Origin of the sequence: Vibrio sp. YMD68, from assembly GCF_029958905.1 — a bacterium.
GTDB lineage: Bacteria > Pseudomonadota > Gammaproteobacteria > Enterobacterales > Vibrionaceae > Vibrio.
The window spans coordinates 253,274-276,433 of the sequence record NZ_CP124614.1; the positions used below are offsets into that span (position 1 = coordinate 253,274).

Annotated in this window: 36 protein-coding genes; 31 read left to right on the plus strand and 5 right to left on the minus strand. The window is 44.9% G+C overall.

The annotated features are described in order from the left end of the window. Nucleotides 1–83: 83 nt before the first annotated feature. From rnr to rplQ, 30 genes are all read left to right on the plus strand, one after another. The gene (gene rnr / locus QF117_RS07100; RefSeq protein WP_282388375.1) at nucleotides 84–2,555 is read left to right on the plus strand and encodes a ribonuclease R; all 2,472 of its coding nucleotides are present in this window, start codon (nucleotides 84–86) and stop codon (nucleotides 2,553–2,555) included. A 15-nt stretch (nucleotides 2,556–2,570) separates the two neighbouring features. Beyond that, nucleotides 2,571–3,311, plus strand: a complete 741-nt coding sequence (gene rlmB / locus QF117_RS07105; RefSeq protein WP_282388376.1) for a 23S rRNA (guanosine(2251)-2'-O)-methyltransferase RlmB — start codon at nucleotides 2,571–2,573, stop codon at nucleotides 3,309–3,311. A 540-nt stretch (nucleotides 3,312–3,851) separates the two neighbouring features. Further along, on the plus strand, nucleotides 3,852–4,163 hold the full coding sequence (rpsJ, locus tag QF117_RS07110; RefSeq protein WP_001181007.1) for a 30S ribosomal protein S10: 312 nt from the start codon (nucleotides 3,852–3,854) through the stop codon (nucleotides 4,161–4,163). A 14-nt stretch (nucleotides 4,164–4,177) separates the two neighbouring features. Continuing rightward, nucleotides 4,178–4,807 (plus strand): 50S ribosomal protein L3, encoded by a 630-nt coding sequence (rplC, locus tag QF117_RS07115; RefSeq protein ID WP_017036083.1) that lies wholly within the window; start codon nucleotides 4,178–4,180, stop codon nucleotides 4,805–4,807. A 16-nt stretch (nucleotides 4,808–4,823) separates the two neighbouring features. Then, nucleotides 4,824–5,426 (plus strand): 50S ribosomal protein L4, encoded by a 603-nt coding sequence (rplD, locus tag QF117_RS07120; protein WP_017036082.1) that lies wholly within the window; start codon nucleotides 4,824–4,826, stop codon nucleotides 5,424–5,426. Next, on the plus strand, nucleotides 5,423–5,725 hold the full coding sequence (rplW, locus tag QF117_RS07125; protein WP_017036081.1) for a 50S ribosomal protein L23: 303 nt from the start codon (nucleotides 5,423–5,425) through the stop codon (nucleotides 5,723–5,725). The genes rplD and rplW overlap by 4 nt, the downstream gene beginning before the upstream one ends. Nucleotides 5,726–5,740: 15 nt before the next feature. Further along, entirely contained in the window at nucleotides 5,741–6,565 is an 825-nt protein-coding gene (gene rplB, locus QF117_RS07130; protein WP_017036080.1) for a 50S ribosomal protein L2, read from the plus strand. 19 nt (nucleotides 6,566–6,584) lie between these two features. After that, complete coding sequence (gene rpsS / locus QF117_RS07135) at nucleotides 6,585–6,863, plus strand: 30S ribosomal protein S19 (protein ID WP_005435078.1); 279 nt, start codon at nucleotides 6,585–6,587, stop codon at nucleotides 6,861–6,863. A 9-nt stretch (nucleotides 6,864–6,872) separates the two neighbouring features. Continuing rightward, entirely contained in the window at nucleotides 6,873–7,205 is a 333-nt protein-coding gene (gene rplV, locus QF117_RS07140; RefSeq protein WP_026026743.1) for a 50S ribosomal protein L22, read from the plus strand. A 16-nt stretch (nucleotides 7,206–7,221) separates the two neighbouring features. After that, nucleotides 7,222–7,920 (plus strand): 30S ribosomal protein S3, encoded by a 699-nt coding sequence (gene rpsC / locus QF117_RS07145; protein ID WP_017036078.1) that lies wholly within the window; start codon nucleotides 7,222–7,224, stop codon nucleotides 7,918–7,920. A gap of 11 nt (nucleotides 7,921–7,931) precedes the next feature. Further along, complete coding sequence (gene rplP / locus QF117_RS07150; protein WP_017036077.1) at nucleotides 7,932–8,342, plus strand: 50S ribosomal protein L16; 411 nt, start codon at nucleotides 7,932–7,934, stop codon at nucleotides 8,340–8,342. Further along, nucleotides 8,342–8,533, plus strand: a complete 192-nt coding sequence (gene rpmC, locus QF117_RS07155; RefSeq protein ID WP_017036076.1) for a 50S ribosomal protein L29 — start codon at nucleotides 8,342–8,344, stop codon at nucleotides 8,531–8,533. The genes rplP and rpmC overlap by 1 nt, the downstream gene beginning before the upstream one ends. Next, a complete protein-coding gene (rpsQ, locus tag QF117_RS07160) occupies nucleotides 8,533–8,787 on the plus strand; it encodes a 30S ribosomal protein S17 (protein ID WP_017036075.1) in 255 nt (84 codons plus the stop codon). The genes rpmC and rpsQ overlap by 1 nt, the downstream gene beginning before the upstream one ends. 161 nt (nucleotides 8,788–8,948) lie before the next feature. Continuing rightward, a complete protein-coding gene (gene rplN / locus QF117_RS07165) occupies nucleotides 8,949–9,320 on the plus strand; it encodes a 50S ribosomal protein L14 (RefSeq protein ID WP_017036074.1) in 372 nt (123 codons plus the stop codon). Nucleotides 9,321–9,331: 11 nt separating this feature from the next. Beyond that, complete coding sequence (rplX, locus tag QF117_RS07170; RefSeq protein WP_017036073.1) at nucleotides 9,332–9,649, plus strand: 50S ribosomal protein L24; 318 nt, start codon at nucleotides 9,332–9,334, stop codon at nucleotides 9,647–9,649. Nucleotides 9,650–9,674: 25 nt separating this feature from the next. Further along, nucleotides 9,675–10,214 carry a 50S ribosomal protein L5 gene (gene rplE, locus QF117_RS07175; protein WP_017036072.1) on the plus strand — a complete coding sequence of 180 codons (540 nt, stop codon included), beginning with the start codon at nucleotides 9,675–9,677 and terminating at the stop codon, nucleotides 10,212–10,214. 17 nt (nucleotides 10,215–10,231) lie between these two features. Continuing rightward, on the plus strand, nucleotides 10,232–10,537 hold the full coding sequence (gene rpsN / locus QF117_RS07180; RefSeq protein WP_017036071.1) for a 30S ribosomal protein S14: 306 nt from the start codon (nucleotides 10,232–10,234) through the stop codon (nucleotides 10,535–10,537). A 29-nt stretch (nucleotides 10,538–10,566) separates the two neighbouring features. After that, nucleotides 10,567–10,959: a 30S ribosomal protein S8 gene (rpsH, locus tag QF117_RS07185; RefSeq protein WP_017036070.1), complete on the plus strand. Its 393-nt coding sequence runs from the start codon at nucleotides 10,567–10,569 to the stop codon at nucleotides 10,957–10,959. Nucleotides 10,960–10,969: 10 nt separating this feature from the next. Continuing rightward, a complete protein-coding gene (gene rplF, locus QF117_RS07190) occupies nucleotides 10,970–11,503 on the plus strand; it encodes a 50S ribosomal protein L6 (protein WP_017036069.1) in 534 nt (177 codons plus the stop codon). Nucleotides 11,504–11,512: 9 nt separating this feature from the next. Then, complete coding sequence (gene rplR / locus QF117_RS07195) at nucleotides 11,513–11,866, plus strand: 50S ribosomal protein L18 (protein WP_017036068.1); 354 nt, start codon at nucleotides 11,513–11,515, stop codon at nucleotides 11,864–11,866. Between the two features lie 14 nt (nucleotides 11,867–11,880). Next, a complete protein-coding gene (gene rpsE, locus QF117_RS07200) occupies nucleotides 11,881–12,381 on the plus strand; it encodes a 30S ribosomal protein S5 (RefSeq protein ID WP_102406591.1) in 501 nt (166 codons plus the stop codon). Nucleotides 12,382–12,387: 6 nt separating this feature from the next. Continuing rightward, a complete protein-coding gene (rpmD, locus tag QF117_RS07205) occupies nucleotides 12,388–12,564 on the plus strand; it encodes a 50S ribosomal protein L30 (protein WP_017036066.1) in 177 nt (58 codons plus the stop codon). A gap of 5 nt (nucleotides 12,565–12,569) precedes the next feature. Continuing rightward, entirely contained in the window at nucleotides 12,570–13,004 is a 435-nt protein-coding gene (gene rplO, locus QF117_RS07210; protein WP_017036065.1) for a 50S ribosomal protein L15, read from the plus strand. 20 nt (nucleotides 13,005–13,024) lie between these two features. After that, nucleotides 13,025–14,359, plus strand: coding sequence for a preprotein translocase subunit SecY (gene secY, locus QF117_RS07215; protein WP_017036064.1), 1,335 nt, complete (start codon nucleotides 13,025–13,027; stop codon nucleotides 14,357–14,359). 27 nt (nucleotides 14,360–14,386) lie between these two features. Continuing rightward, nucleotides 14,387–14,500, plus strand: a complete 114-nt coding sequence (gene rpmJ / locus QF117_RS07220) for a 50S ribosomal protein L36 (RefSeq protein WP_000868186.1) — start codon at nucleotides 14,387–14,389, stop codon at nucleotides 14,498–14,500. A gap of 146 nt (nucleotides 14,501–14,646) precedes the next feature. Continuing rightward, nucleotides 14,647–15,003, plus strand: coding sequence for a 30S ribosomal protein S13 (gene rpsM, locus QF117_RS07225; RefSeq protein ID WP_005450559.1), 357 nt, complete (start codon nucleotides 14,647–14,649; stop codon nucleotides 15,001–15,003). 19 nt (nucleotides 15,004–15,022) lie between these two features. After that, nucleotides 15,023–15,412 (plus strand): 30S ribosomal protein S11, encoded by a 390-nt coding sequence (gene rpsK / locus QF117_RS07230; protein ID WP_005597095.1) that lies wholly within the window; start codon nucleotides 15,023–15,025, stop codon nucleotides 15,410–15,412. A 31-nt stretch (nucleotides 15,413–15,443) separates the two neighbouring features. Further along, the gene (gene rpsD / locus QF117_RS07235; RefSeq protein ID WP_282388377.1) at nucleotides 15,444–16,064 is read left to right on the plus strand and encodes a 30S ribosomal protein S4; all 621 of its coding nucleotides are present in this window, start codon (nucleotides 15,444–15,446) and stop codon (nucleotides 16,062–16,064) included. A gap of 24 nt (nucleotides 16,065–16,088) precedes the next feature. Beyond that, nucleotides 16,089–17,081, plus strand: a complete 993-nt coding sequence (gene rpoA, locus QF117_RS07240) for a DNA-directed RNA polymerase subunit alpha (protein WP_017036062.1) — start codon at nucleotides 16,089–16,091, stop codon at nucleotides 17,079–17,081. Nucleotides 17,082–17,107: 26 nt separating this feature from the next. Next, on the plus strand, nucleotides 17,108–17,488 hold the full coding sequence (gene rplQ / locus QF117_RS07245; RefSeq protein WP_282388380.1) for a 50S ribosomal protein L17: 381 nt from the start codon (nucleotides 17,108–17,110) through the stop codon (nucleotides 17,486–17,488). 196 nt (nucleotides 17,489–17,684) lie between these two features. Here rplQ and QF117_RS07250 read toward each other — a convergent pair whose 3' ends face one another. Further along, nucleotides 17,685–18,305, minus strand: a complete 621-nt coding sequence (locus QF117_RS07250; RefSeq protein ID WP_017036060.1) for an FKBP-type peptidyl-prolyl cis-trans isomerase — start codon at nucleotides 18,303–18,305, stop codon at nucleotides 17,685–17,687. Nucleotides 18,306–18,539: 234 nt separating this feature from the next. On the opposite strand from QF117_RS07250, the gene QF117_RS07255 reads away from it, so the two are divergent. Continuing rightward, nucleotides 18,540–19,100: a LysM-like peptidoglycan-binding domain-containing protein gene (locus tag QF117_RS07255; protein WP_282388381.1), complete on the plus strand. Its 561-nt coding sequence runs from the start codon at nucleotides 18,540–18,542 to the stop codon at nucleotides 19,098–19,100. Here QF117_RS07255 and QF117_RS07260 read toward each other — a convergent pair. The 4 genes from QF117_RS07260 to cpdB all read right to left on the minus strand — a co-directional run bounded on the left by QF117_RS07260 (nucleotide 19,050) and on the right by cpdB (nucleotide 23,073). Further along, nucleotides 19,050–19,952 (minus strand): DMT family transporter, encoded by a 903-nt coding sequence (locus QF117_RS07260; RefSeq protein WP_282388382.1) that lies wholly within the window; start codon nucleotides 19,950–19,952, stop codon nucleotides 19,050–19,052. The genes QF117_RS07255 and QF117_RS07260 overlap by 51 nt on opposite strands. Nucleotide 19,953: 1 nt before the next feature. Next, nucleotides 19,954–20,412, minus strand: coding sequence for a GNAT family N-acetyltransferase (locus QF117_RS07265; protein ID WP_282389437.1), 459 nt, complete (start codon nucleotides 20,410–20,412; stop codon nucleotides 19,954–19,956). Between the two features lie 76 nt (nucleotides 20,413–20,488). Beyond that, nucleotides 20,489–21,049, minus strand: a complete 561-nt coding sequence (locus QF117_RS07270) for a Crp/Fnr family transcriptional regulator (protein WP_282388383.1) — start codon at nucleotides 21,047–21,049, stop codon at nucleotides 20,489–20,491. Between the two features lie 62 nt (nucleotides 21,050–21,111). Beyond that, nucleotides 21,112–23,073: a 2',3'-cyclic-nucleotide 2'-phosphodiesterase gene (cpdB, locus tag QF117_RS07275; RefSeq protein ID WP_282388384.1), complete on the minus strand. Its 1,962-nt coding sequence runs from the start codon at nucleotides 23,071–23,073 to the stop codon at nucleotides 21,112–21,114. Nucleotides 23,074–23,160 lie beyond the last annotated feature (87 nt).

Here is a 23,160-nt window from a genome sequence, read left to right on the forward strand (position 1 = left end):
TTAATCTTAAAAGCAATTCTGTAGCTTAATAGAGGACTCAGATATACTTAGAGTTATCCCTCCTTGCTTCAGTAGGCGAGTCTATGTCAGATAAAGTGAATATCGATCCCTTTGCGGATCGTGAATCCAAAAATTATGAAAACCCCGTTCCGAGCAGAGAGTTCATCATTGAATTTCTGAGAGCGGCGAATGTACCAATGAACCGTAACGACCTATTTGAAGCATTAAAGTTGCAAGGAGAAGAGCAATACGAAGGTTTGCGCCGTCGTCTTCGAGCAATGGAGCGAGATGGTCAACTTATCTTTACCCGTCGTCAATGCTACGCATTACCTGAAAAACTGGAACTGGTAAAAGGCCTGGTTATTGGGCACAAAGATGGTTTTGGTTGGGTACGACCTGAGGGGAGCATAGGTAAAGACAACGATGTGCTGCTACCTCATCACCAAATGCGCAGCATTATTCACGGTGATTTAGTTTTAGTACAACCTGCTGGTACCGATAAGCGCGGTCGCAAAGAGGGGCGCTTAGTTCGAGTGTTAGAGGAACGCAAAACCCCCCTGGTTGGGCGATTCTTCCTTGAATACGGCCATTCTTTTGTCGTGACTGACGATTCACGTATTACTCAAGACATATTGATCCCAAATGAGCATAAAGGTGGTGCTCGAATGGGGAATGTCGTCGTGATTGAGCTGACAGACCGTGGTACAAAAAGCCGCGGAATGATGGGGAAAGTGACCGAGGTTCTTGGTGAAAATATGGCACCAGGTATGGAAACGCAAATCGCCATCCGCACCCACCAAATACCGAATGAATGGCCAGAGGCCGTCGATAAGCAAATTGCTAATCTGGGCGAACATGTACCAGAAGAAGCCAAGGAAGGTCGTGTCGATCTTCGAGATCTTCCTTTAGTCACCATTGATGGTGAAGACGCGCGTGATTTTGATGATGCTGTCTACTGTGAAGCCAAAAAAGGCGGAGGATGGCGTCTTTGGGTCGCGATTGCTGATGTGAGCTATTACGTGCGTACCGACACCGCACTAGACAAAGAAGCGATCAATCGAGGCAACTCGGTTTACTTCCCTTCGCAAGTCGTTCCTATGCTGCCTGAAGTGCTGTCCAACGGATTGTGCTCATTGAACCCGCAAGTTGACCGCTTATGTATGGTTTGTGAAATGACGATCTCGGCAAGTGGTAAGTTGTCGGGTTACAAGCATTATGAAGCGGTAATGAATTCTCATGCTCGACTGACTTACAATAAAGTAGGATCGATTTTAGAGGGCGATGAAGCGCTTCGTCAGCGTTACGAAAAAGAAGTCCCTCATTTAGAAGAACTCCATAAAATGTATAAAATTCTAAAGCAAACGCGTGACAAGCGTGGTGCGATTGAATTTGAAACGGTTGAAACTAAATTTATCTTCAATGCGGATCGTAAAATTGATCGTATTGAGCCTGTGATTCGCAACGATGCCCATAAAATCATCGAAGAATGCATGATTTTAGCCAATATCGCTTCCGCCTCTTTGGTTGAAAAAGCAAAAGAAGCGGCTCTGTATCGAATACATGAAACTCCAGGGGAAGAGAGACTCACGGGGTTCAAAAGTTTCTTGGCCGAATTGGGCTTAACATTGGAGGGGGGCTTATCACCGTCGCCAACGGATTACGCTCAACTGATGCACCAAATCTCAGAACGAGAAGATAAAGAGCTGATTCAAACCATGCTGTTGCGTTCAATGAAGCAAGCCGTGTACAACGCCGATAATTGTGGACACTTTGGTTTAGCACTAAAGCGTTATGCCCACTTTACTTCACCAATTCGTCGTTACCCTGATTTGCTTTTACATCGAGCAATCAAATACCTTATCGCTAAAGGTGAAGGCCGTAATACCGATCGTTGGACACCAACGGGCGGTTATCATTACTCATTTGATGATATGGATTTTTACGGTGAGCAGTGCTCAATGACAGAACGACGTGCAGATGACGCGACGCGTGAAGTCAATGACTGGCTTAAGTGTGAATACATGCAAGACCATGTTGGCGAGGAAATGGATGGCGTTATCGCCAATGTCACCGGCTTTGGATTCTTTGTTCGCTTAACCGAGTTACACATTGATGGGTTAGTTCATATCTCATCACTTGCCAACGACTATTACCAGTTTGATCCTATGGGGCAGCGCCTGGTAGGTGAAAGTGGTGGAATGACCTATCGGTTAGGTGATTCAGTCAAAGTCACGGTGAAAGCCGTCAACCTAGACAGCCGCCAAATTGATTTTGAACTGGTTGGAACCGAGCGAAAAGTTCGCGGAAAAGGCAAGACAACCAAGAAGCGTGCAGCGGAAGCACAAGAAAAAGCCAAAAATAAACGACGCGCGTCAACAAAAGGGCGGACAGACAGAAGTAAAGGTTCTGCTGCTAAACCTCTGGTTGAACCGACTAAGCGACCTGATGGCAGTCATGAAGATAAGCCGAAAAAAGGCGCAAGTAAGAAAAAAGCCTCGAAAGGCCGTAAAAAGAAACCACGTACAAGCCCTAGCAAACCTAGTGCAAAGCAGTAATGACTGGATTATAGAATGAGTAACGAATTTATTTATGGCATTCACGCTGTGAAAGCGGTGCTAGAAAAAGACCCTGCAAGGCTAATAGAAGCGTATGTACTAAAGGGGCGTCAGGATGATCGTGTCATGCCTTTACTACAAGAGCTGCAAGTGTGTGGTGTTTCGATTCAGCAAATGGGCCGTAAAGCGCTGGATGACAAAGCACAAGGTGCGAATCATCAAGGGCTAATCGCAAAAGTGAAAGCCGCAAAGCCGCTCAATGAAAATGACCTTGAAGCCATATTGGAACAACAAGATCAACCTTTGCTGTTGGTTCTCGATGGTGTGACGGATCCGCATAATCTAGGTGCTTGCTTAAGGAATGCGGATGCGGCTGGTGTTGCTGCGGTTATTGTGCCGAAAGACCGTTCATCACCATTAACTGCAACGGTGAGTAAAGTGGCTTGTGGTGCTGCTGAAACTGTACCGCTAGTAAGAGTGACCAACCTGGCTCGTACCATGCGTGCACTGCAAGAAAAAGGTGTATGGTTTGTGGGAACGGCAGGCGAAGCGACGCACAATATCTATCAGGCTAAGCTATCTTCTGGTCCATTAGCGATCGTGATGGGAGCCGAAGGTGACGGCATGCGCCGACTGACTCGTGAAACCTGTGATGATTTGATAAAAATCCCGATGGCAGGCAGCGTATCAAGCCTGAATGTATCGGTAGCTTCTGGCATTTGCTTGTTTGAAGCCGTCCGTCAGCGCTTAGCGTAAATTCGGATAAAAGATGATGAAGAGAGGATGAACAGAGGTAGGGAAAAGGAATAAGAGATGAGGATGAACAAAGGTAGCTTGCCCTGTTTGTATCTTATACGTTCGTCTTTTTGCCATCTTTGTTTAACCTCTTATCCTCCTATTTTATTCTTTCCTTCATCCTATTTCCTTCCTTGTTATAACGCCCTTCCGATTAATATTCAAACAACCCTTGCATGTGAAACTGTGATCTGTATAATGCACCGCACTGGTTAAGCCAGTTGTGAACCAATGAGCATCGAGGAGCTAACTTTTCGTCAGATAAGTTAGGTAATGTAAACTCAGCTTATGTTCGCGGTTAATACAATTATCTATTTATCTTTCGAGATAACTATACTAAAGGTGACTTTAGCCATAGGGATAGCTAATCGAAAATTAACTGACAATGCGTCCTAATCTTGGATGCTACGGTTTCACATAAATCAATCGGCATTCTCTCGTATTAACGAGTTTGAGTGGCGATATTGTTTGTGTAATATTTAATTATTGGAGCTCTGTCTCATGCAGAACCAACGCATTCGAATCCGCCTTAAAGCATTTGATTACAAGCTAATCGATGCTTCTACTGCGGAAATCGTAGAAACAGCAAAGCGTACCGGCGCACAGGTTCGTGGTCCTATTCCACTACCTACTCGTAAAGAGCGTTTCACTGTTCTTATCTCTCCACACGTCAACAAAGATGCACGTGACCAGTACGAAATTCGTACTCACAAGCGTTTGATCGACATCGTTGAGCCAACAGATAAAACTGTTGACGCTCTTATGCGTTTAGATCTTGCTGCAGGCGTTGATGTACAAATCAGCCTAGGTTAAGGGAGATTAGAATAATGATTGGTCTAGTCGGACGTAAAGTGGGTATGACCCGCGTATTTACCGAAGAAGGCGTTTCTATCCCAGTAACTGTTGTTGAGGTTGAAGCTAACCGTGTTTCTCAAGTACGTACTATTGAGAACGACGGCTACGCAGCAATCCAAGTAACTGCTGGTACTAAGAAAGCTAACCGTGTATCTAAGCCAGAAGCTGGTCACTTTGCGAAAGCAGGTGTTGAAGCTGGTCGCGGTCTTTGGGAATTCCGTTTAGAAAACGGAGAAGAGTTTGAAGTTGGCGCTGAGCTAAACGTAGAACTATTCAATGAAATTAAGAAAGTAGACGTTACTGGTACATCTAAAGGTAAAGGCTTCCAAGGCGCTATCAAGCGTTGGAATTTCTCTACTCAAGATATGACTCACGGTAACTCTTTGTCTCACCGTGCACCGGGTTCAATTGGCCAATGTCAAACTCCAGGTCGCGTATTCAAAGGCAAAAAAATGGCAGGTCACATGGGTGCTGAGCGTGTAACGACTCAAAACCTAGAGATCGTACGTGTTGACGCTGAGCGCAATCTTCTCCTTATTAAAGGTGCAGTACCGGGCTCAACAGGTGGCAACGTGATCGTAAAACCAGCTATTAAAGCATAACGTCTAGGAGTAAGTAATGGAATTGATGGTTAAAGGTGCTGATGCACTAACTGTTTCCGAAACTACTTTCGGACGTGAGTTCAACGAAGCCCTTGTTCACCAAGTAGTTGTTGCATTTGCAGCAGGTGCTCGTCAAGGTACTCGTGCTCAAAAGACGCGTTCAGAAGTTTCTGGCGGTGGCGCTAAGCCATGGCGTCAAAAAGGTACTGGCCGTGCACGTGCTGGTACAATTCGTAGCCCAATCTGGCGTACAGGTGGTGTTACTTTTGCTGCGAAACCACAAGATCACAGCCAAAAAGTTAACAAGAAAATGTACCGCGGTGCTATGAAAAGCATTCTTTCTGAGCTTGTTCGTCAAGAGCGTTTAATCGTTGTTGATAACTTCTCAGTAGAAGCACCAAAAACAAAAGAACTTGTAGCTAAACTTAATGAACTTGAGTTAAGTGATGTTCTAATTGTGACTGCCGAAGTAGATGAGAATCTATTCTTAGCTGCTCGTAACCTGTACAAAGTTGATGCACGTGATGTTGCTGGTATTGATCCTGCAAGTCTAATCGCATTCGACAAGGTTCTAATAACTGCTGAAGCAGTTAAGCAAGTTGAGGAGCTTCTAGCATGATCACTGAAGAGCGTCTACTAAAAGTTCTACGTGCTCCACATATCTCTGAAAAAGCAACTATGGCTGCTGAGAAAGCGAACACTATCGTTTTCAAAGTATCTATCGATGCAACTAAGAAAGAGATCAAAGCAGCTGTAGAGAAGCTATTTGAAGTTGAAGTTAAGTCTGTAAATACTCTTATTACTAAGGGTAAGACCAAACGTCAAGGTCTACGCCAAGGTCGCCGCAGCGACGTTAAGAAAGCGTACGTTACCTTGAACGAAGGTCAAGATCTTGACTTCGTTGGCGGTGCTGAGTAACAGGAGTAGTTAAAAATGGCTATTGTTAAATGTAAGCCGACTTCCCCTGGTCGTCGTCACGTTGTTAAAGTTGTTAACGCTGACCTACACAAGGGTAAGCCATACGCACCACTTCTAGAGAAAAACTCTAAGAATGGTGGTCGTAATAACAACGGTCGTATTACAGTACGTCACATCGGTGGTGGTCATAAGCACCATTACCGTCTAGTTGACTTCAAACGTACTAAAGACGGTATCCCAGCGAAAGTTGAGCGTCTAGAATACGATCCAAACCGTAGCGCTAACATCGCTCTAGTTCTGTACGCAGACGGTGAGCGTCGTTACATTATCGCACCTAAAGGTGTTAACGCAGGTGACCAGATTCAATCAGGTCCTGATGCGCCAATTAAAGCAGGTAACACTCTGCCATTGCGCAACATTCCAGTAGGTTCTACTGTACACTGTGTTGAACTTAAGCCTGGTAAAGGTGCACAGCTAGCTCGTTCGGCTGGTGCTTATGCTCAAATCGTCGCTCGCGACGGTGCATACGTTACTCTCCGTCTACGTTCTGGCGAAATGCGCAAAGTACTTTCTGAAGGCCGTGCAACGGTCGGTGAAGTTGGTAACTCTGAGCATATGCTACGTGAATTAGGTAAAGCTGGTGCTAGTCGCTGGCGTGGTGTTCGTCCAACCGTTCGCGGTGTGGTAATGAACCCGGTTGATCACCCACACGGTGGTGGTGAAGGACGCACATCTGGCGGTCGTCACCCTGTATCACCATGGGGCCAACCTACCAAAGGCTTCAAGACTCGTAAAAACAAACGCACCGACAAGTACATTGTACGTCGTCGTACTAAATAATCTATAAAGAGGAATCGCCATGCCACGTTCTCTCAAGAAAGGTCCTTTTATTGACCTACACTTGCTGAAGAAGGTAGAGAAAGCGGTGGAAAGCGGAGACAAAAAGCCTATTAAGACTTGGTCCCGTCGCTCAATGATCATCCCAACAATGATTGGTTTGACCATCGCTGTCCATAATGGTCGTCAGCACGTTCCAGTATTTGTTACCGAAGAAATGATCGGTCACAAACTGGGCGAATTCGCACCAACTCGTACTTATCGCGGCCACGCTGCAGATAAGAAAGCTAAGAAGCGTTAGGAGTAGATGATGGAAGCACTAGCTAAACATAACTTTGCTCGCATTTCGCCTCAGAAAGCTCGCTTAGTTGCAGACCAAATTCGCGGTAAATCTGTTGATCAGGCTCTAGAAATTCTGACGTTCAGCAACAAAAAAGCTGCTGTACTGATTAAGAAAGTTCTTGAATCAGCAATCGCTAACGCGGAACACAACGAAGGTGCAGATATCGACGATCTAAATGTCGCTAAAATCTTCGTAGACGAAGGCCCTATCATGAAGCGTATTATGCCTCGTGCTAAAGGTCGTGCGGATCGTATCTTGAAGCGTTCAAGCCACATCAGTATTGTTGTAGCTGATCGCTAGACTAGGAGAGTAAGCAATGGGTCAGAAAGTACATCCTAATGGCATTCGCCTTGGCATCGTTAAGCCTTGGAATGCTACATGGTTTGCTAATACCAAAGATTTCGCTGCCAACCTAGACGGCGACTTCAAGGTACGTCAGTTCTTAACTAAAGAGCTGAAAAAAGCATCTCTATCACGCATCGTTATCGAGCGTCCTGCTAAGAGTATTCGTGTGACTATTCACACTGCTCGCCCAGGTGTTGTTATCGGTAAGAAAGGTGAAGACGTAGAAAAACTACGCGCAGCTGTAGCAAAAATCGCAGGTGTACCAGCGCAAATTAACATCGCTGAAGTACGTAAGCCTGAGCTTGATGCTCAACTTGTGGGTGATAGCATCGCGTCTCAACTAGAGCGTCGTGTTATGTTCCGTCGTGCTATGAAGCGCGCGGTACAAAATGCTATGCGTCTAGGCGCTAAAGGCATCAAAGTGGAAGTAAGCGGTCGTCTTGGCGGCGCTGAAATCGCACGTTCTGAGTGGTACCGTGAAGGCCGTGTGCCTCTACACACTCTACGTGCAGACATTGATTATGCAACTTCTTCGGCTCACACCCAATACGGTGTGATCGGCATTAAAACTTGGATCTTCAAAGGTGAGATTCTAGGTGGTATGCCAGCAGCTAACGCTGTTGAGCCAAAAGGCGACAAGCCTAAGAAGCAGCGTAAAGGCCGTAAGTAAGGAGTCGACAGATGCTACAACCTAAACGTACTAAGTTCCGCAAGGTTATGACTGGTCGTAACCGTGGCCTAGCTAAAGGTACAGATGTAAGCTTCGGCACATTTGGTCTTAAAGCTGTTGGCCGTGGTCGTCTGACTGCTCGTCAAATTGAAGCGGCACGTCGTGCAATGACGCGTCACGTTAAGCGTCAAGGTAAAATCTGGATCCGTGTGTTCCCAGATAAGCCGATCACTGAAAAACCACTTGAAGTTCGTCAAGGTAAGGGTAAGGGTTCAGTTGCATACTGGGTTGCCCAAGTCCAACCTGGAAAGGTTATGTACGAAATGGACGGTGTACCTGAAGAATTGGCTCGTGAAGCGTTCCGTCTTGCGGCACGTAAACTGCCGTTCAAAACTACATTTGTAACTAAGCAGGTGATGTGATGAAAGCACAAGATCTACGCGAGAAAAACGTTGAAGAGCTTAATGCTGAGCTATTAGAATTGCTACGTGAACAGTTTAACTTGCGCATGCAAGCTGCGACTGGTCAACTTCAGCAAACTCATACTCTAAAAGCTGTACGCCGTGACATCGCACGTGTGAAAACTGTTTTGACTGAAAAGGCAGGCGCATAATGAGCGAACAGAAACGTACCCAGCAAGGTCGTGTTGTTAGCGATAAGATGGACAAGTCTATCGTTGTTGCTATCGAACGCACAGTGAAACACCCTATCTACGGTAAGTACACTAAGCGTACGACTAAAGTACACGCACACGATGAAAACAACGAATGTGGCCTAGGCGACAAAGTTGAAATTTCTGAGTGTCGTCCTCTGTCTAAGACTAAGTCTTGGACATTGGTATCAGTCTTAGAAAAAGCGAAAGGTTAATTTCGATTTTTCTTTGATGATCAAGCGGCTCCAGATTATTTTTGGAGCCGCTTGTTTTTTGTCTACCCAATCGAAAGAAAGGGTGGTACAATTCGCGTCCCTTATATATAGGGCAGCCCGACCCGAGAGGGTCTAGTATTAATATTTAGCGGAGCACTAACATGATCCAAATGCAAAGTACACTCGACGCTGCGGATAATTCCGGCGCTCGTAGAGTAATGTGTATTAAGGTCCTGGGTGGTTCACATCGCCGTTATGCACATATCGGAGACGTCATTAAAGTTACTGTTAAGGAAGCAATTCCTCGCGGTAAAGTTAAGAAAGGTGACGTTCTGAAAGCGGTGGTCGTGCGCACTCGTAAAGGCGTTCGTCGTCCAGACGGTTCTGTCATTCGCTTCGACCGAAATGCTTGCGTATTGTTGAATGACACTACTGAGCAACCAGTCGGCACACGTATCTTTGGTCCTGTGACTCGTGAACTTCGTAATGCGAAATTCATGAAAATTGTGTCACTTGCACCAGAAGTTCTGTAAGGAGCGGCAACATGGCAGCTAAAATCCGTCAAAATGACGAAGTAATCGTTCTTGCTGGTAAAGATAAAGGCAAGAAAGGTAAAGTAACTAAGGTATTGGTTACTGGTAAGTTAATCGTTGAAGGTATCAACCTTGTTAAAAAACACCAAAAGCCTGTACCGGCTCTAGGTCAACAAGGTGGCATCGTTGAACAAGAAGCAGCTATTGATGCTTCTAACGTTGCAGTCTTTAACGCGGCTACTGGTAAAGCAGACCGTATCGGTTTCCGTATCGAAGATGGAAAGAAAGTTCGTTTCTTTAAATCTAACGGCGAAATCGTTTCTAACTAATTAGAATGTAATTTGGAGTTCTACTATGGCGAAACTGCATGATTACTACAAGTCGTCTGTAGTCGCTGAACTGACCAAAGAGTTCAGCTACTCAAGCGTCATGCAAGTCCCTAGGATTGATAAAATCACCCTAAACATGGGCGTTGGTGAAGCAATCAACGATAAGAAACTGCTGGAAAACGCAGCTGCTGATATGGCAATGATCTCAGGTCAAAAGCCACTTATCACTAAAGCGCGTAAATCTGTTGCAGGTTTCAAAATTCGTGAAGGCTACCCAATTGGTTGTAAAGTAACCTTACGTGGCGAACGTATGTGGGAGTTTCTTGAGCGTCTAGTTTCAATTGCTCTTCCACGTGTACGTGACTTCCGTGGTGTTAGCGCTAAGTCTTTTGACGGACGCGGTAACTACAGCATGGGCGTTCGCGAGCAAATCATCTTCCCGGAAATCGACTACGATAAAGTAGATCGTATTCGCGGTCTTGATATTACTATCACGACGACTGCTAAATCCGATGAGGAAGGGCGCGCTCTGCTGACTGCATTTAACTTCCCATTCCGTAAGTAAGGTGAAGGGTTACTGTTATGGCTAAACAATCAATGAAAGCACGTGAAGCTAAACGTGCCAAACTAGTAGCAAAGTTCGCTGTAAAGCGTTCTGCGTTAAAAGTTATCATTAGCGATGTAAACGCATCAGAAGAAGATCGTTGGAATGCAGTTCTTAAATTGCAGTCTCTTCCACGTGATTCAAGTGCATCTCGTCAGAGAAACCGTTGCGCCCAAACTGGTCGTCCACACGGTTTCCTGCGTAAGTTCGGTCTAAGCCGTATTAAGGTTCGTGAAGCTTGCATGAAAGGCGAGATTCCGGGACTTCGTAAGGCTAGCTGGTAATTGCCACTTAATCATTTGGAGTAAATCTTATGAGCATGCAAGATCCGATTTCGGATATGCTGACCCGAGTACGTAACGGTCAGGCAGCAAATAAAGTTGCTGTTACAATGCCTTCTTCAAAGCTTAAAGTTGCAATTGCTGCACTACTTAAAGCTGAAGGTTACGTTGCTGATTTCGCTGTAAACAGCGAAGTAAAACCAGAGCTAGAAGTTACTCTTAAGTACTTCCAAGCTAAACCAGTAATTGAGCAAATCCAACGTGTTTCACGTCCTGGCCTGCGCGTCTACAAGAACAAAGACTCGCTTCCGTCAGTGATGGGTGGACTTGGTATTGCTGTCGTTTCCACTTCCAAAGGTCTTATGACCGATCGTGCTGCACGTAAAGCCGGTCTTGGTGGTGAAATCATCTGTTACGTCGCTTAAGGAGTAGACTATGTCTCGTGTTGCTAAAGCACCTGTCGCTATTCCAACCGGCGTAGAGGTGAAATTGAATGGCCAAGAAATCACTGTAAAAGGTGGTAAGGGTGAATTAACTCGCGTTCTAAACAACGCTGTAGTTATTGCGCAGGAAGAAAACAACCTAACTTTCGGTCCACGCGAAGGTGTTTCTAACGCTTGGGCACAAGCAGGTACTGCTCGTGCACTAGTGAACAACATGGTTGTTGGTGTTACTGTAGGCTTCACTAAGAAGCTGACTCTTAAAGGTGTAGGTTACCGTGCTGCTATGAAAGGCAACGCTGTAGGTCTAACCCTTGGCTTCTCCCATCCGGTAGAGCATGCTCTTCCAGAAGGTATTAAGGCTGAATGCCCTAGCCAAACTGAGATCGTTATTACTGGTTGCGACAAGCAATTAGTAGGTCAAGTTGCGGCGGACATTCGTTCTTATCGTGAGCCTGAGCCTTATAAAGGCAAAGGTGTTCGTTACGCCGATGAAATCGTGCGTACTAAAGAAGCTAAGAAGAAGTAAGGTAACACTATGGATAAGAAAGCATCTCGCATCCGTCGTGCTACACGCGCACGTCGTAAGATTGCAGAACTGGGTGCAACTCGCCTAGTAGTACACCGTACTCCTCGTCACGTGTACGCTCAGGTTATCGCATCTAATGGCTCTGAAGTTATCGCTGCAGCGTCTACAGTAGAAAAAGCGATCCGTGAGCAAATTAAGAACACTGGTAACATCGATGCAGCACAAGCAGTAGGTAAAGCTATTGCAGAGCGCGCTCTTGAGAAAGGCGTAGCTTCAGTTGCATTTGATCGTTCTGGTTTCCAATACCACGGTCGAGTAGCGGCGCTAGCAGAATCTGCTCGCGAAGCTGGTCTGAAATTCTAAGGTAGGGTTGGAAGATGGCTAAAGAACAACAACAAGCGAATGATTTGCAAGAAAAACTGATCGCAGTTAACCGTGTTTCTAAAACGGTTAAAGGTGGTCGAATCATGAGCTTCACAGCACTAACAGTAGTTGGTGATGGTAATGGTCGCATTGGTTTCGGTTACGGCAAAGCACGTGAAGTACCAGCTGCGATTCAAAAAGCAATGGAAAAAGCGCGTCGTAACATGGTTACTATCGCACTTAACGAAGGCACTCTTCACCACGCGGTGAAAGGTCGTCACTCGGGCTCTAAAGTTTACATGCAACCTGCAGCAGAAGGTACTGGTGTTATCGCTGGTGGTGCTATGCGTGCAGTACTTGAAGTTGCTGGTGTACATAACGTACTTGCGAAAGCGTACGGTTCTACAAACCCAATCAACGTTGTTCGCGCAACAGTTGCTGGTCTAGTAGATGTGAAGTCGCCAGAAATGGTTGCTGCTAAGCGTGGTCTAACTGTTGAAAGTATTTCGGAGTAGAACACGATGGCAACTATTAAAGTAACTCAAACTAAAAGCTCAATTGGTCGCCTACCTAAGCATAAAGCATGCTTAAAGGGTTTAGGCCTTCGTCGCATCAACCATACAGTAGAACTTGAAGATACTCCGTGTACACGCGGTATGATCAACAAGGTTTACTACATGGTTAAGATTGAGGAGTAATCAGAATGCGTTTGAATACTCTATCACCGGCTGCTGGCTCTAAACCTTCTAAGAAGCGTGTAGGTCGTGGTATCGGTTCTGGCCTTGGTAAAACAGGTGGCCGTGGTCACAAAGGTCAAAAGTCACGTTCTGGCGGCTCTGTTCGTCCAGGCTTTGAAGGCGGTCAAATGCCTTTGAAACAGCGTTTACCAAAATTCGGTTTCACTTCTCGTAAGAGCCTAGTGTCTGCTGAAGTTCGTCTAGCTGAGCTAGCGAAAGTAACAGGTGACGTTGTTGATCTTAACAGCCTTAAAGCTGCTAACATCATCACTAAGAACATCGAATTTGCAAAAATCGTTCTTTCTGGTGAAATTGGTAAAGCGGTAACTGTTAAAGGTCTACGCGTGACTAAAGGCGCTAAAGCTGCAATCGAAGCTGCAGGCGGTAAAATCGAGGAATAATCTCGAGGAACGAGGTACAGATGGCTAAGAAACCAGGACAAGATTTTCGTAGTGCTCAGAGCGGCTTAAGTGAACTGAAGTCGCGCTTATTATTCGTAATTGGTGCACTTTTAGTATTCCGAGCCGGCTCTTTTGTGCCGATTCCTGGTATTGACGCAGCTGTACTTGCCGATTTGTTCGATCAGCAAAAAGGTACCATCGTTGAAATGTTTAACATGTTCTCCGGTGGTGCTCTTGAGCGTGCATCTATATTAGCATTGGGCATTATGCCGTATATTTCAGCATCTATTGTTGTCCAATTGCTAACTGTAGTTCATCCAGCGTTAGCCGAACTCAAGAAAGAGGGTGAAGCAGGCCGTCGTAAGATAAGCCAATATACGCGTTATGGCACGCTTGTACTTGCAACATTCCAAGGCATAGGTATTGCAACTGGCCTACCAAACATGGTCGATAATCTGGTTGTTATCAACCAAACCATGTTTACGCTAATTGCTACCGTAAGTTTAGTAACCGGCACCATGTTTTTAATGTGGTTAGGTGAACAGATTACAGAGCGTGGAATTGGTAATGGTATTTCGATACTCATTTTCGCAGGTATTGTTGCTGGGTTGCCTTCGGCAATCGGACAAACAATTGAGCAAGCGCGTCAAGGTGAATTGCACGTACTTCTTCTATTGTTAATTGCAGTATTATCTTTTGCTGTTATTTACTTCGTCGTTTTCATGGAGCGTGGTCAACGTCGTATCGTCGTTAACTATGCGAAGCGTCAACAAGGTCGTAAAGTGTTTGCAGCGCAAAGTTCTCACTTGCCACTTAAAATTAATATGGCAGGTGTAATACCAGCGATTTTTGCATCAAGCATCATTTTGTTCCCAGGAACATTAGCACAGTGGTTTGGTCAAAATGGCGAGAGCAGCGCATTCGGTTGGTTAACTGATGTGTCTTTGGCTCTTAGCCCAGGTCAACCCTTGTATGTAATGCTTTATGCAGCAGCAATCATTTTCTTCTGCTTCTTTTACACGGCATTGGTTTTCAATCCGCGTGAAACAGCAGATAATTTGAAGAAGTCTGGTGCATTCGTACCCGGTATCCGCCCAGGTGAGCAGACAGCGAAATACATTGATAAAGTTATGACTAGACTTACCCTTGCAGGTGCTCTATACATTACCTTTATTTGTCTGATTCCTGAGTTCATGATGGTCGCATGGAACGTACGTTTCTATTTTGGCGGCACATCACTACTTATCGTAGTGGTTGTAATCATGGACTTTATGGCACAGGTACAGACTCATCTGATGTCACAACAGTATGATTCTGTGTTGAAAAAAGCAAATCTGAAAGGCTACGGCCGTTAATTCAGATTTCATTTACGGAGTTTAGCAATGAAAGTTCGTGCTTCCGTTAAAAAAATCTGCCGTAACTGTAAAGTTATCAAGCGTAACGGTGTCGTTCGCGTGATTTGCAGTGAGCCAAAGCATAAACAACGCCAAGGCTAATTAGCAGAATTTTTTACTTGTAAAACTAGGTAGTGTCGAGTATATTCCTCGGCCTACCTTTTGCGTGCAAAAGAAGTAGTATGCCGCAGCGTATCCTCACGGGCTCTGCTGCGGATAATTCTTTATCAAAGTACTAGGAGTGAATAGTGGCCCGTATAGCTGGCATTAACATTCCTGATCAGAAACACGCTGTAATTGCTTTAACAGCAATTTATGGCATTGGCAAAACTCGCTCTCAAGCTATTCTAGCTGAAGTAGGTATTGCTGAAGATGTTAAGATCAGTGAACTAACTGAAGAACAGATCGATCAACTGCGTGATGGTGTGGCTAAATACACTGTAGAAGGTGATCTACGTCGTGAAGTATCGATGAACATCAAGCGTCTTATGGACCTTGGCTGTTACCGCGGTCTTCGTCATCGTCGCAGTCTACCACTACGTGGACAGCGTACTAAAACCAACGCTCGCACCCGTAAGGGTCCGCGCAAGCCGATCAAGAAATAATCGGATAAGGTAGAGTACAATGGCAAAACAACCAACTCGCGCGCGTAAGCGCGTACGCAAGCAAGTAGCTGATGGCGTAGCGCACATTCATGCTTCTTTTAATAATACAATCGTAACTATCACAGATCGCCAAGGCAATGCTCTTGCTTGGGCTACTGCTGGTGGTTCTGGTTTCCGTGGTTCTCGTAAATCTACTCCGTTCGCTGCACAAGTTGCTGCTGAGCGTTGTGCTGAAATGGCTAAAGAATACGGTCTTAAGAACTTGGAAGTTATGGTTAAGGGTCCAGGTCCAGGTCGTGAATCTACTGTTCGCGCACTGAACGCTGCTGGTTACCGCATCACAAACATTGTTGATGCTACACCAATCCCTCATAACGGTTGTCGTCCACCTAAGAAACGTCGCGTTTAAGTTTCGTTTTTAGGAATATTGGAGAAGAATCATGGCAAGATATTTGGGCCCTAAGCTTAAGCTTAGCCGTCGCGAAGGCACAGACTTATTCCTTAAGTCTGGTGTACGTGCGATCGATACCAAGTGTAAAATTGATAACGCACCAGGTGTACACGGCGCTCGTCGCGGTCGTCTATCTGAGTATGGCGTTCAGCTTCGTGAGAAGCAAAAAGTTCGTCGTATCTACGGCGTTCTAGAAAAACAATTCCGTAACTACTACAAAGAAGCTGCTCGCCTTAAGGGCAACACAGGTGCAAACCTGCTTCAGCTTCTAGAAGGTCGTCTTGACAACGTAGTTTACCGTATGGGCTTTGGCGCTACTCGTGCTGAATCTCGTCAACTAGTTAGCCACAAAGCTATCCTAGTTAACGGTAACGTTGTAAACGTTCCTTCATTCAAAGTTTCGGCTAACGACGTTGTTTCTATTCGCGAGAAAGCTAAAAAGCAAGCTCGTGTAGCAGCTGCACTAGAAGTTGCAGGACAACGTGAGAAACCAACTTGGATTGAAGTAGATGCTGGCCAAATGGAAGGTACATTCAAGCGTATGCCTGAGCGTTCTGACCTATCAGCTGACATCAACGAACAATTGATCGTCGAGCTTTACTCTAAGTAAGGTTTAAACTAAAGAGAGGACACAATGCAGGGTTCTGTAACAGAATTTCTTAAGCCACGTCTTGTTGACATCGAACAGATCAACACGACACACGCAAAAGTAACTCTTGAGCCGTTAGAGCGTGGTTTCGGTCATACTCTAGGTAATGCTCTTCGCCGCATTCTTCTATCTTCTATGCCAGGTTGTGCTGTAACAGAAGTTGAGATTGAAGGCGTATTACACGAATACAGCACCAAAGAAGGTGTACAAGAAGATATCCTTGAGATTCTTCTTAACCTAAAAGGTTTAGCTGTTCGCGTTGCCGAAGGCAAAGATGAAGTGTTTATAACACTGAACAAATCAGGCTCAGGCCCTGTGGTTGCAGGTGACATCACCCATGATGGTGATGTAGAGGTCGTAAATCCTGAACACGTTATTTGTCACCTAACGGATGACAACGCTGAGATCGCTATGCGTATCAAAGTTGAACGTGGTCGTGGTTACGTTCCAGCTTCCGCTCGCATTCATACCGAAGAAGATGAGCGTCCTATTGGTCGTTTGCTCGTTGACGCTACATACAGCCCAGTAGACAAAATTGCCTACTCTGTTGAAGCGGCACGTGTTGAACAACGCACCGATTTAGACAAGCTTGTTATCGATATGGAAACGAACGGCACTCTAGAACCTGAGGAAGCTATCCGTCGTGCAGCTACTATTTTAGCTGAACAACTGGATGCATTCGTAGATCTTCGTGATGTACGTGTTCCTGAGGAGAAGGAAGAGAAGCCAGAATTCGATCCTATCCTACTGCGTCCTGTAGACGATCTTGAACTAACAGTTCGCTCTGCCAATTGTTTGAAAGCAGAAGCGATTCACTACATCGGTGATCTTGTACAGCGTACTGAGGTTGAGCTACTTAAAACGCCAAACCTTGGTAAGAAATCTCTTACAGAGATTAAAGACGTACTTGCATCACGTGGTCTTTCTCTGGGCATGCGCCTAGAAAATTGGCCGCCAGCGTCTATCGCTGAAGATTAATCGATATTAGTTAGAAGGATTAGGTCATGCGCCATCGTAAGAGTGGTCGTCAACTCAACCGCAACAGCTCACATCGTAAAGCGATGTTTAGCAATATGGCATGCTCTCTAGTTAGTCATGAAGTTATCAAGACTACTTTGCCAAAAGCAAAAGAGCTTCGCCGCGTCGTTGAGCCTTTGATTACGCTAGCTAAAACGGATAGCGTTGCTAACCGTCGTTTAGCATTTGCTCGCACTCGTGATAACGAAGTTGTGGCAAAACTGTTTAACGAACTAGGTCCACGTTTTGCTGCCCGCCAAGGCGGTTACACTCGTATCCTAAAAGCTGGTTTCCGTACTGGTGATAAAGCTCCAATGGCATTCATTGAGCTTGTAGATCGCCCAGTAGCAGAAGAAGCAGCTGAGTAATAGTTCGTTTGAACTTATAAAAGCCGAGCGAAAGCTCGGCTTTTTTGTGTCTTGAATATTCCACGTTCTTTTAAGAGGCTAAGATATTTAAAGGTCCACATAAAAAAAGGATTAGCATTACGCTAATCCTTTTTTGTCTCAGTCGCTAAATAGCTAAATAGCTAAATAGCTAAATAGCGATGAATCGTCTCTGTACTTATAGAATAGCTAAAAGCTCAACTTCAAATACTAGAGCAGCAAATGGTGGAATTGCAGCGCCAGCGCCACGCTCACCGTATGCAAGATCTTGTGGGATGTATAGTTTCCACTTAGAACCCACAGGCATTAGCTGAAGCGCTTCAACCCAACCTTTAATCACACCTGTCACTGGGAACTCAGCAGGTTCGCCGCGAGATACAGAGCTATCAAATACAGTACCGTCGGTTAGCTCACCGTGGTAATGAACGCGTACTTGCTTGTCTGAAGTCGGGATTTCACCTGTACCTTCAGTCATTACTTCGTATTGTAGGCCAGACTCAAGAACCGTCACTTCTGGACGTAGAGCGTTGTCTGCTAGGAAAACTTCGCTATCTGCAGATGCTGCTTTTGCCGCTTCGGCACGAGTCGCTTCAGCACGAGTGTGTAACTCTTGTAGTGCGTTGTTAATTTCATCAATTTCTATTGCTGGCATGTCACCAGTGAGAGCCGTTGCGATACCAGCAGCGATAGCGTCAACGTTTAGGCCTTCTAGACCACTACCAGCGAGTTGTTGACCCATTTGTAGGCCAATTCCGTAGCTTGCTTTTTGCTCAACAGTTTCGAATTTTACTTCAGACATGAATGTCACTCTTAGTTAAATAAATATAAGCGGTAAAGGATACCAGTTAACGATACAGGTTTAAACGGCTGAGAAGAATTGCTACTTCTGAGCTATCACAATGTGAGCTTTATCTTACATCAGCACAATAACGATGAGATTTTACCGCTCAATGACGTTCTGTCTAGAAATGAGATATACTCGTTGTTTCTTGGTTCTTATACTCTAGTAATGATATTTCGGAGGCGGATAGTAATGAATCGTCGTAAAAAGAAGCCACAAAGTACGAACTATTTGGGGCTTGTCCTGACTCAATTGAAAAGCATTGAGTGGCATCGGTACGTGCAAACGCTACGAACTCTGTGGCTGCAACTTCCCAAGCTTCACCAGCGTGCGTTGACGGTACTTATACCAGGGTTGATTATTCTGTTGCTTTTACCAAGCGTTGCCATCAAAGAAACCGTTAAAACACCGACGAAAGAGCGTGTAGAAATAGCTATCAATACACAAGGGTTAAGTGCGCAATCAGGTCAAAAAAGTAGTTCACCTGATTCTGAGGTATGGAATGAATATACGGTAAAGACTGGTGACACATTAGCGAAAGTGTTTCGGATTAACGAATTACCCATGAGCGATTTGAATGCGCTTGTTGAAATTGAAGGCGGTGATAAGCCGCTGAGCCGGATTAAGCAAGGGCAATTGGTCAGATTCAAACTATCAGAAGATGGTAGGTTAGACATACTACAGCTGTCAAAAAGTAAAGATTCAGTGATGTTTTTCCGATTGTCCGACGGAGGTTTTGGCCGAAGCAAGTAGTGATGACGCTTTCAACAGTTTCTTGACCGGAAGTATTGGTAGGACTATCAAAGCGATTCCCAATATGGTCAGCATATCCGGAATTTCAGCAAACCACCATATCCCAAACAAAGTGACGAACAGTAAGCCAGTATATTCTGCTATCGCAATTTGGTAAGCGTGTGTTTGCTTATAAGCCATAACAGCGAATGCATTGTAAACAAGAATGAGGGATGCGCTTAATGCTACCCAGCCGAGCTGGACCATTTCAATAGGTTCCCAAACTACCCAAGCAAGTAACCCTGAGATGGGTAACGAAAACAATGTTGTCCATACTAGAGTCGTTATGACCGGTTGTTCTTTGGGAATGAGTCGAACCAGAACATTGAATAGCGCGAGTGTTAATGCGGTTCCTAGAGCAAAAATCGCTGCCCAATGGAACTGAGATGGGCGCAGAACGATCAAAACCCCTGCAAAACCAATCATGGTTGCAAGCACTTTGCTCATATTCGGTTTCTCTTTCAATAACCACAACGACAGTGGCAACATCAGTAGCGGTGCTGCATAAAAGATCGCATTTGCCGTTGCTAAAGGTAAATGGGTGATGGCGACCATCATACATCCACTACCAATGAGCACTAATACGGCACGAGCTAACGTGATAACTGGGTTATCAAGTACTTTTTGTTGTTTTGGTAAGCGTAGCCAAAATGGGACTAAAAGCACTAGAGAGAATAGTTGTCTAAGGAAGATATACTGGAAAGGAGATATCCCTCCCTCTAGGAGCTTTACTGCGACATCAGAGAGCGAGGCCGCTAAATTGCCTATTATGAGTAAAACAATACCTAACGATACAGCGGATAGTTTCAGCACATTATTTTTCCAGTCTCATATCTATGTGTGGAATACCATCTTCTAAATACATGTCGGAGATAGAGGTAAATCCATGCGAACCATAGAAATTCGACAAATGTTGTTGGGCACCGATAGTGATCGATTGATCTGGCCAGAGTGATTGGCATTCAAGCAGGGCTCGTGTAATGAGTTGATGCCCCAGTCCCAACCCTCTAGCGCTATCCAATGTGGCAACACGACCAATACTGACGTCGGCATAGCTGGTTTTCTGTGGAAGCAAACGTGCACAAGCGACAAGCTTACCTTCATAATACCCCAGTAAGTGATGGACATCGTCGAAATGATCTTTGTCATCAAGTTCTGGGTAAGGGCAGTTTTGTTCAACAACAAATACGTTGACTCTCAATTTTAGGAGTTCATAAAGCTGAAATGTCGACAGCTGATCAAAGGGTAGCGTTTGCCACTCGATATGTTGCATCCAATAATTGCTCATTAAGAAAAGTATCTTGCAACTATACCAATGAACTATTTTTCAACGCATTAACAATTGTTAATTACTGAGGAGTATTCTTGATTCGACTTAGGCTAATCGCTGTAATACCCAGATAAGCCGCGATCTGATAGTCGTTAAGACGGGTGAGAAGTTCAGGGTAGTGTTGGCAAAATAGTTCGTAGCGTTCGCGAGGAGTGAACAGCAGCATAAAACGTTCTTTGCTTTCTTTAAACATGAGCTGGCTTTCCAGTAAGGTCAGATAGACGCTATGTTTTTCAGATCTCCAGTGGTGAAGGACATCGATTGGAAGGTGAACGAGAAGCGTTGGAGTCAATGTTTCTAGCAGGTAGGGCGAAGGCTCAGCTTTGATGACACTTTCAAAACCTATCATCCAGTCTTGCTCCCAATAAAACTCTTTACTGAACTCTTTTCCTTTCTCGGTAAGATAGCTCGCGTGACAGATCCCTTCTAAGACAAAATAGATCCCGTCAGCAAGATCACCTTGATTGACTAAGATATGGCGAGTCGGTAATTCAAGCAGCGAGCTAGATTGAACAAGCGCATCAATATCGGTAGAGCTGAAATGTTGCTCAGTTAGATATGTTTTAAAACGTTCCGTCATTTTTGCCCCATAAAAAAGCCGCTACGCCAGAGTAGCGGCTTATTACTCTAACGAACTGTCAGTTATTTTTGTAGATCTATCTTATAAACAGCAAACCCAACATCGTCTGTTGACACTTTTTGCATTGGGTATTGGCCTTTGTCTTTAATAAACTGTGCCGCTTTATCGCTTGGAGAGGTCTCGAAGCGAATATCCAGCGCTTGCTCTGCCATAATTGGCGCAAACGACCAGTTGTTATCAGCACTTGGTGTCACTTCACCCTTATCTTGGCTTACGCGAGATATATAGTTGGCAACAACCGTTCGGTTCTCATCTGGTGATTCAAAGGCGATGTAGTCAGAACCTGTTCCTGGGAATTTGTTACTGAAAGCACGATAGTTATTTGTTGCAATAATAAACTCTTGTTTAAGGTCGATAGGCTTACCCTGATACGTTAAACCAATGATACGTGAAGCATCAGGGTTAACCGCTTTACAGTTGCCATCATATTTGGCGGGCTGGGTTACATCGATTTGGTAATTAACCCCGTCGATAACATCAAAGTTGTAAGTACGGAAGCCATCCCAATCAATCAGCGATTGTGGTGCTGTGACACTGGTATCAATGCGTTTGAATTGACCTGCACTGCACTCTAGCCACTCTTTAACTTCATGGCCCGTGACTTTAAGTGCAACCAGTGTGTTCGGATAGAGGTATAAATCCGCCGCATTACGGAATGTTAGCTGCCCCGATTCAACTTCAGTAAAGTTGGCGGGATCATTTTTACGCCCACCTGCTTTGAATGGAGCCGCAGCTGAAAGTACCGCAATACCATCTAGGTCTGGATCACCTTGGATAAACCTTTCTACATAATCGTTCTGCGCAAGGTTGACGATTTGCACGGTAGGATCATCTTGAACCAGCGACAAGAAACTGTACATCACATCATTTGCTTTACCAATGGGCTGGTTTACAAATTCACGCGTTCCCTTGTGATCGTCTTTCAGCGCGTCGATAATGCCTGCATCGGCTTCCGCTAGTGATGCCTTACTGGCTTTATCAAAGATAGGACGTGCCTGTGATTGCCCTTCAGCAACCGCCCATTTCCCGTCTTTTTGCTTAAGAACTAAGTCCATCACGCCAACATGGCTTCCCCAGCGACCAGGCATAACGGCAGTCACACCATTAATGGTGCCTTTTTCGTTATCGACCCCTTGAATATTATCAAAACCTTTACCTGGGAACACAGAGTGAGAGTGGCCAAAAGCAATAGCGTCAATACCGTCGACTTCTGAGAGGTAATAAGTCGAGTTTTCTGCACCTAGCTTATGAGGATCGGAAGAAACACCAGAGTGAGGAATCGCAACAATAACATCCGCCCCTTCTTTCTTCATTTGAGGCACAAGTTCTTCAGCTATTTGCTTGATATCTTTGGCAAAGACTTTACCTTCGAGATTCTTCTTATCCCAAACCATGATCTGTGGCGGTACAAAGCCAATGTAACCCACCTTGATCTCATGGGTTTGCCCATCCATATCGGTAAAGCTATGCGCTTTGATTAAATAGGGTTTGAAGTAGTGCTCACCGGTTTTTTTATCGAATACGTTGGCACTGACATAAGGGAAGTTTGCGTCATTGATGGTTTCGGCTAAGAACTCTAACCCGTAGTTAAATTCGTGGTTACCAATATTACCTACATCATAATTGAGTTGATTCATCGCCTTGTAGACAGGGTGAACTTCACCTTCCGTAATGCCTTTGGCCGCCATGTAGTCACCCATAGGGCTGCCTTGAATCAGATCGCCATTATCAACCAACACACTATTTGTGACTTCTTGCTGGGCTTGTTTAACAAGAGTGGCTGCGCGAGCAAGGCCAATTTTTTGTGATGGTTTGTCTTTGTAGTAATCATAATCCATCACATTCGTGTGTATATCGGTTGTTTCAATAATTCGTAGCTTGATAGTGTCAGCCATGACTGGGCCAGCCATCATTAGCATGCCACCAAGTACCGCCATTGAAATAGGTTTCACTGCAATTTTCATTGTTTACTCCATTACGAGGATAAAGAATAACTACGAGTAATGTAACAAAACATAATGTAACAATGCGTTACCGTTTAGTTAAAGTGT

Excerpts from the sequence above, each read along its gene's own strand:
- rpsQ (WP_017036075.1), top strand. The coding sequence starts at position 8,533 with ATGAGCGAACAGAAACGTACCCAGCAAGGTCGTGTTGTTAGCGATAAG.
- rplW (WP_017036081.1), top strand. The coding sequence starts at position 5,423 with ATGATCACTGAAGAGCGTCTACTAAAAGTTCTACGTGCTCCACATATC.
- rplE (WP_017036072.1), top strand. The coding sequence starts at position 9,675 with ATGGCGAAACTGCATGATTACTACAAGTCGTCTGTAGTCGCTGAACTG.
- QF117_RS07265 (WP_282389437.1), bottom strand. The coding sequence starts at position 20,412 with ATGCAACATATCGAGTGGCAAACGCTACCCTTTGATCAGCTGTCGACA.
- rpsJ (WP_001181007.1), top strand. The coding sequence starts at position 3,852 with ATGCAGAACCAACGCATTCGAATCCGCCTTAAAGCATTTGATTACAAG.
- rplV (WP_026026743.1), top strand. The coding sequence starts at position 6,873 with ATGGAAGCACTAGCTAAACATAACTTTGCTCGCATTTCGCCTCAGAAA.
- rplC (WP_017036083.1), top strand. The coding sequence starts at position 4,178 with ATGATTGGTCTAGTCGGACGTAAAGTGGGTATGACCCGCGTATTTACC.
- rplX (WP_017036073.1), top strand. The coding sequence starts at position 9,332 with ATGGCAGCTAAAATCCGTCAAAATGACGAAGTAATCGTTCTTGCTGGT.
- rlmB (WP_282388376.1), top strand. The coding sequence starts at position 2,571 with ATGAGTAACGAATTTATTTATGGCATTCACGCTGTGAAAGCGGTGCTA.
- rpsD (WP_282388377.1), top strand. The coding sequence starts at position 15,444 with ATGGCAAGATATTTGGGCCCTAAGCTTAAGCTTAGCCGTCGCGAAGGC.
- QF117_RS07270 (WP_282388383.1), bottom strand. The coding sequence starts at position 21,049 with ATGACGGAACGTTTTAAAACATATCTAACTGAGCAACATTTCAGCTCT.
- rpsE (WP_102406591.1), top strand. The coding sequence starts at position 11,881 with ATGGCTAAAGAACAACAACAAGCGAATGATTTGCAAGAAAAACTGATC.
- rpsN (WP_017036071.1), top strand. The coding sequence starts at position 10,232 with ATGGCTAAACAATCAATGAAAGCACGTGAAGCTAAACGTGCCAAACTA.
- rpsK (WP_005597095.1), top strand. The coding sequence starts at position 15,023 with ATGGCAAAACAACCAACTCGCGCGCGTAAGCGCGTACGCAAGCAAGTA.
- rplN (WP_017036074.1), top strand. The coding sequence starts at position 8,949 with ATGATCCAAATGCAAAGTACACTCGACGCTGCGGATAATTCCGGCGCT.
- rpsS (WP_005435078.1), top strand. The coding sequence starts at position 6,585 with ATGCCACGTTCTCTCAAGAAAGGTCCTTTTATTGACCTACACTTGCTG.
- rpmC (WP_017036076.1), top strand. The coding sequence starts at position 8,342 with ATGAAAGCACAAGATCTACGCGAGAAAAACGTTGAAGAGCTTAATGCT.
- rplR (WP_017036068.1), top strand. The coding sequence starts at position 11,513 with ATGGATAAGAAAGCATCTCGCATCCGTCGTGCTACACGCGCACGTCGT.
- rpsC (WP_017036078.1), top strand. The coding sequence starts at position 7,222 with ATGGGTCAGAAAGTACATCCTAATGGCATTCGCCTTGGCATCGTTAAG.
- rpsH (WP_017036070.1), top strand. The coding sequence starts at position 10,567 with ATGAGCATGCAAGATCCGATTTCGGATATGCTGACCCGAGTACGTAAC.
- rnr (WP_282388375.1), top strand. The coding sequence starts at position 84 with ATGTCAGATAAAGTGAATATCGATCCCTTTGCGGATCGTGAATCCAAA.
- cpdB (WP_282388384.1), bottom strand. The coding sequence starts at position 23,073 with ATGAAAATTGCAGTGAAACCTATTTCAATGGCGGTACTTGGTGGCATG.
- QF117_RS07250 (WP_017036060.1), bottom strand. The coding sequence starts at position 18,305 with ATGTCTGAAGTAAAATTCGAAACTGTTGAGCAAAAAGCAAGCTACGGA.
- rplQ (WP_282388380.1), top strand. The coding sequence starts at position 17,108 with ATGCGCCATCGTAAGAGTGGTCGTCAACTCAACCGCAACAGCTCACAT.
- QF117_RS07255 (WP_282388381.1), top strand. The coding sequence starts at position 18,540 with ATGAATCGTCGTAAAAAGAAGCCACAAAGTACGAACTATTTGGGGCTT.
- rpmJ (WP_000868186.1), top strand. The coding sequence starts at position 14,387 with ATGAAAGTTCGTGCTTCCGTTAAAAAAATCTGCCGTAACTGTAAAGTT.
- rplP (WP_017036077.1), top strand. The coding sequence starts at position 7,932 with ATGCTACAACCTAAACGTACTAAGTTCCGCAAGGTTATGACTGGTCGT.
- secY (WP_017036064.1), top strand. The coding sequence starts at position 13,025 with ATGGCTAAGAAACCAGGACAAGATTTTCGTAGTGCTCAGAGCGGCTTA.
- rplB (WP_017036080.1), top strand. The coding sequence starts at position 5,741 with ATGGCTATTGTTAAATGTAAGCCGACTTCCCCTGGTCGTCGTCACGTT.
- rpoA (WP_017036062.1), top strand. The coding sequence starts at position 16,089 with ATGCAGGGTTCTGTAACAGAATTTCTTAAGCCACGTCTTGTTGACATC.
- rplF (WP_017036069.1), top strand. The coding sequence starts at position 10,970 with ATGTCTCGTGTTGCTAAAGCACCTGTCGCTATTCCAACCGGCGTAGAG.
- rplO (WP_017036065.1), top strand. The coding sequence starts at position 12,570 with ATGCGTTTGAATACTCTATCACCGGCTGCTGGCTCTAAACCTTCTAAG.
- rplD (WP_017036082.1), top strand. The coding sequence starts at position 4,824 with ATGGAATTGATGGTTAAAGGTGCTGATGCACTAACTGTTTCCGAAACT.
- rpmD (WP_017036066.1), top strand. The coding sequence starts at position 12,388 with ATGGCAACTATTAAAGTAACTCAAACTAAAAGCTCAATTGGTCGCCTA.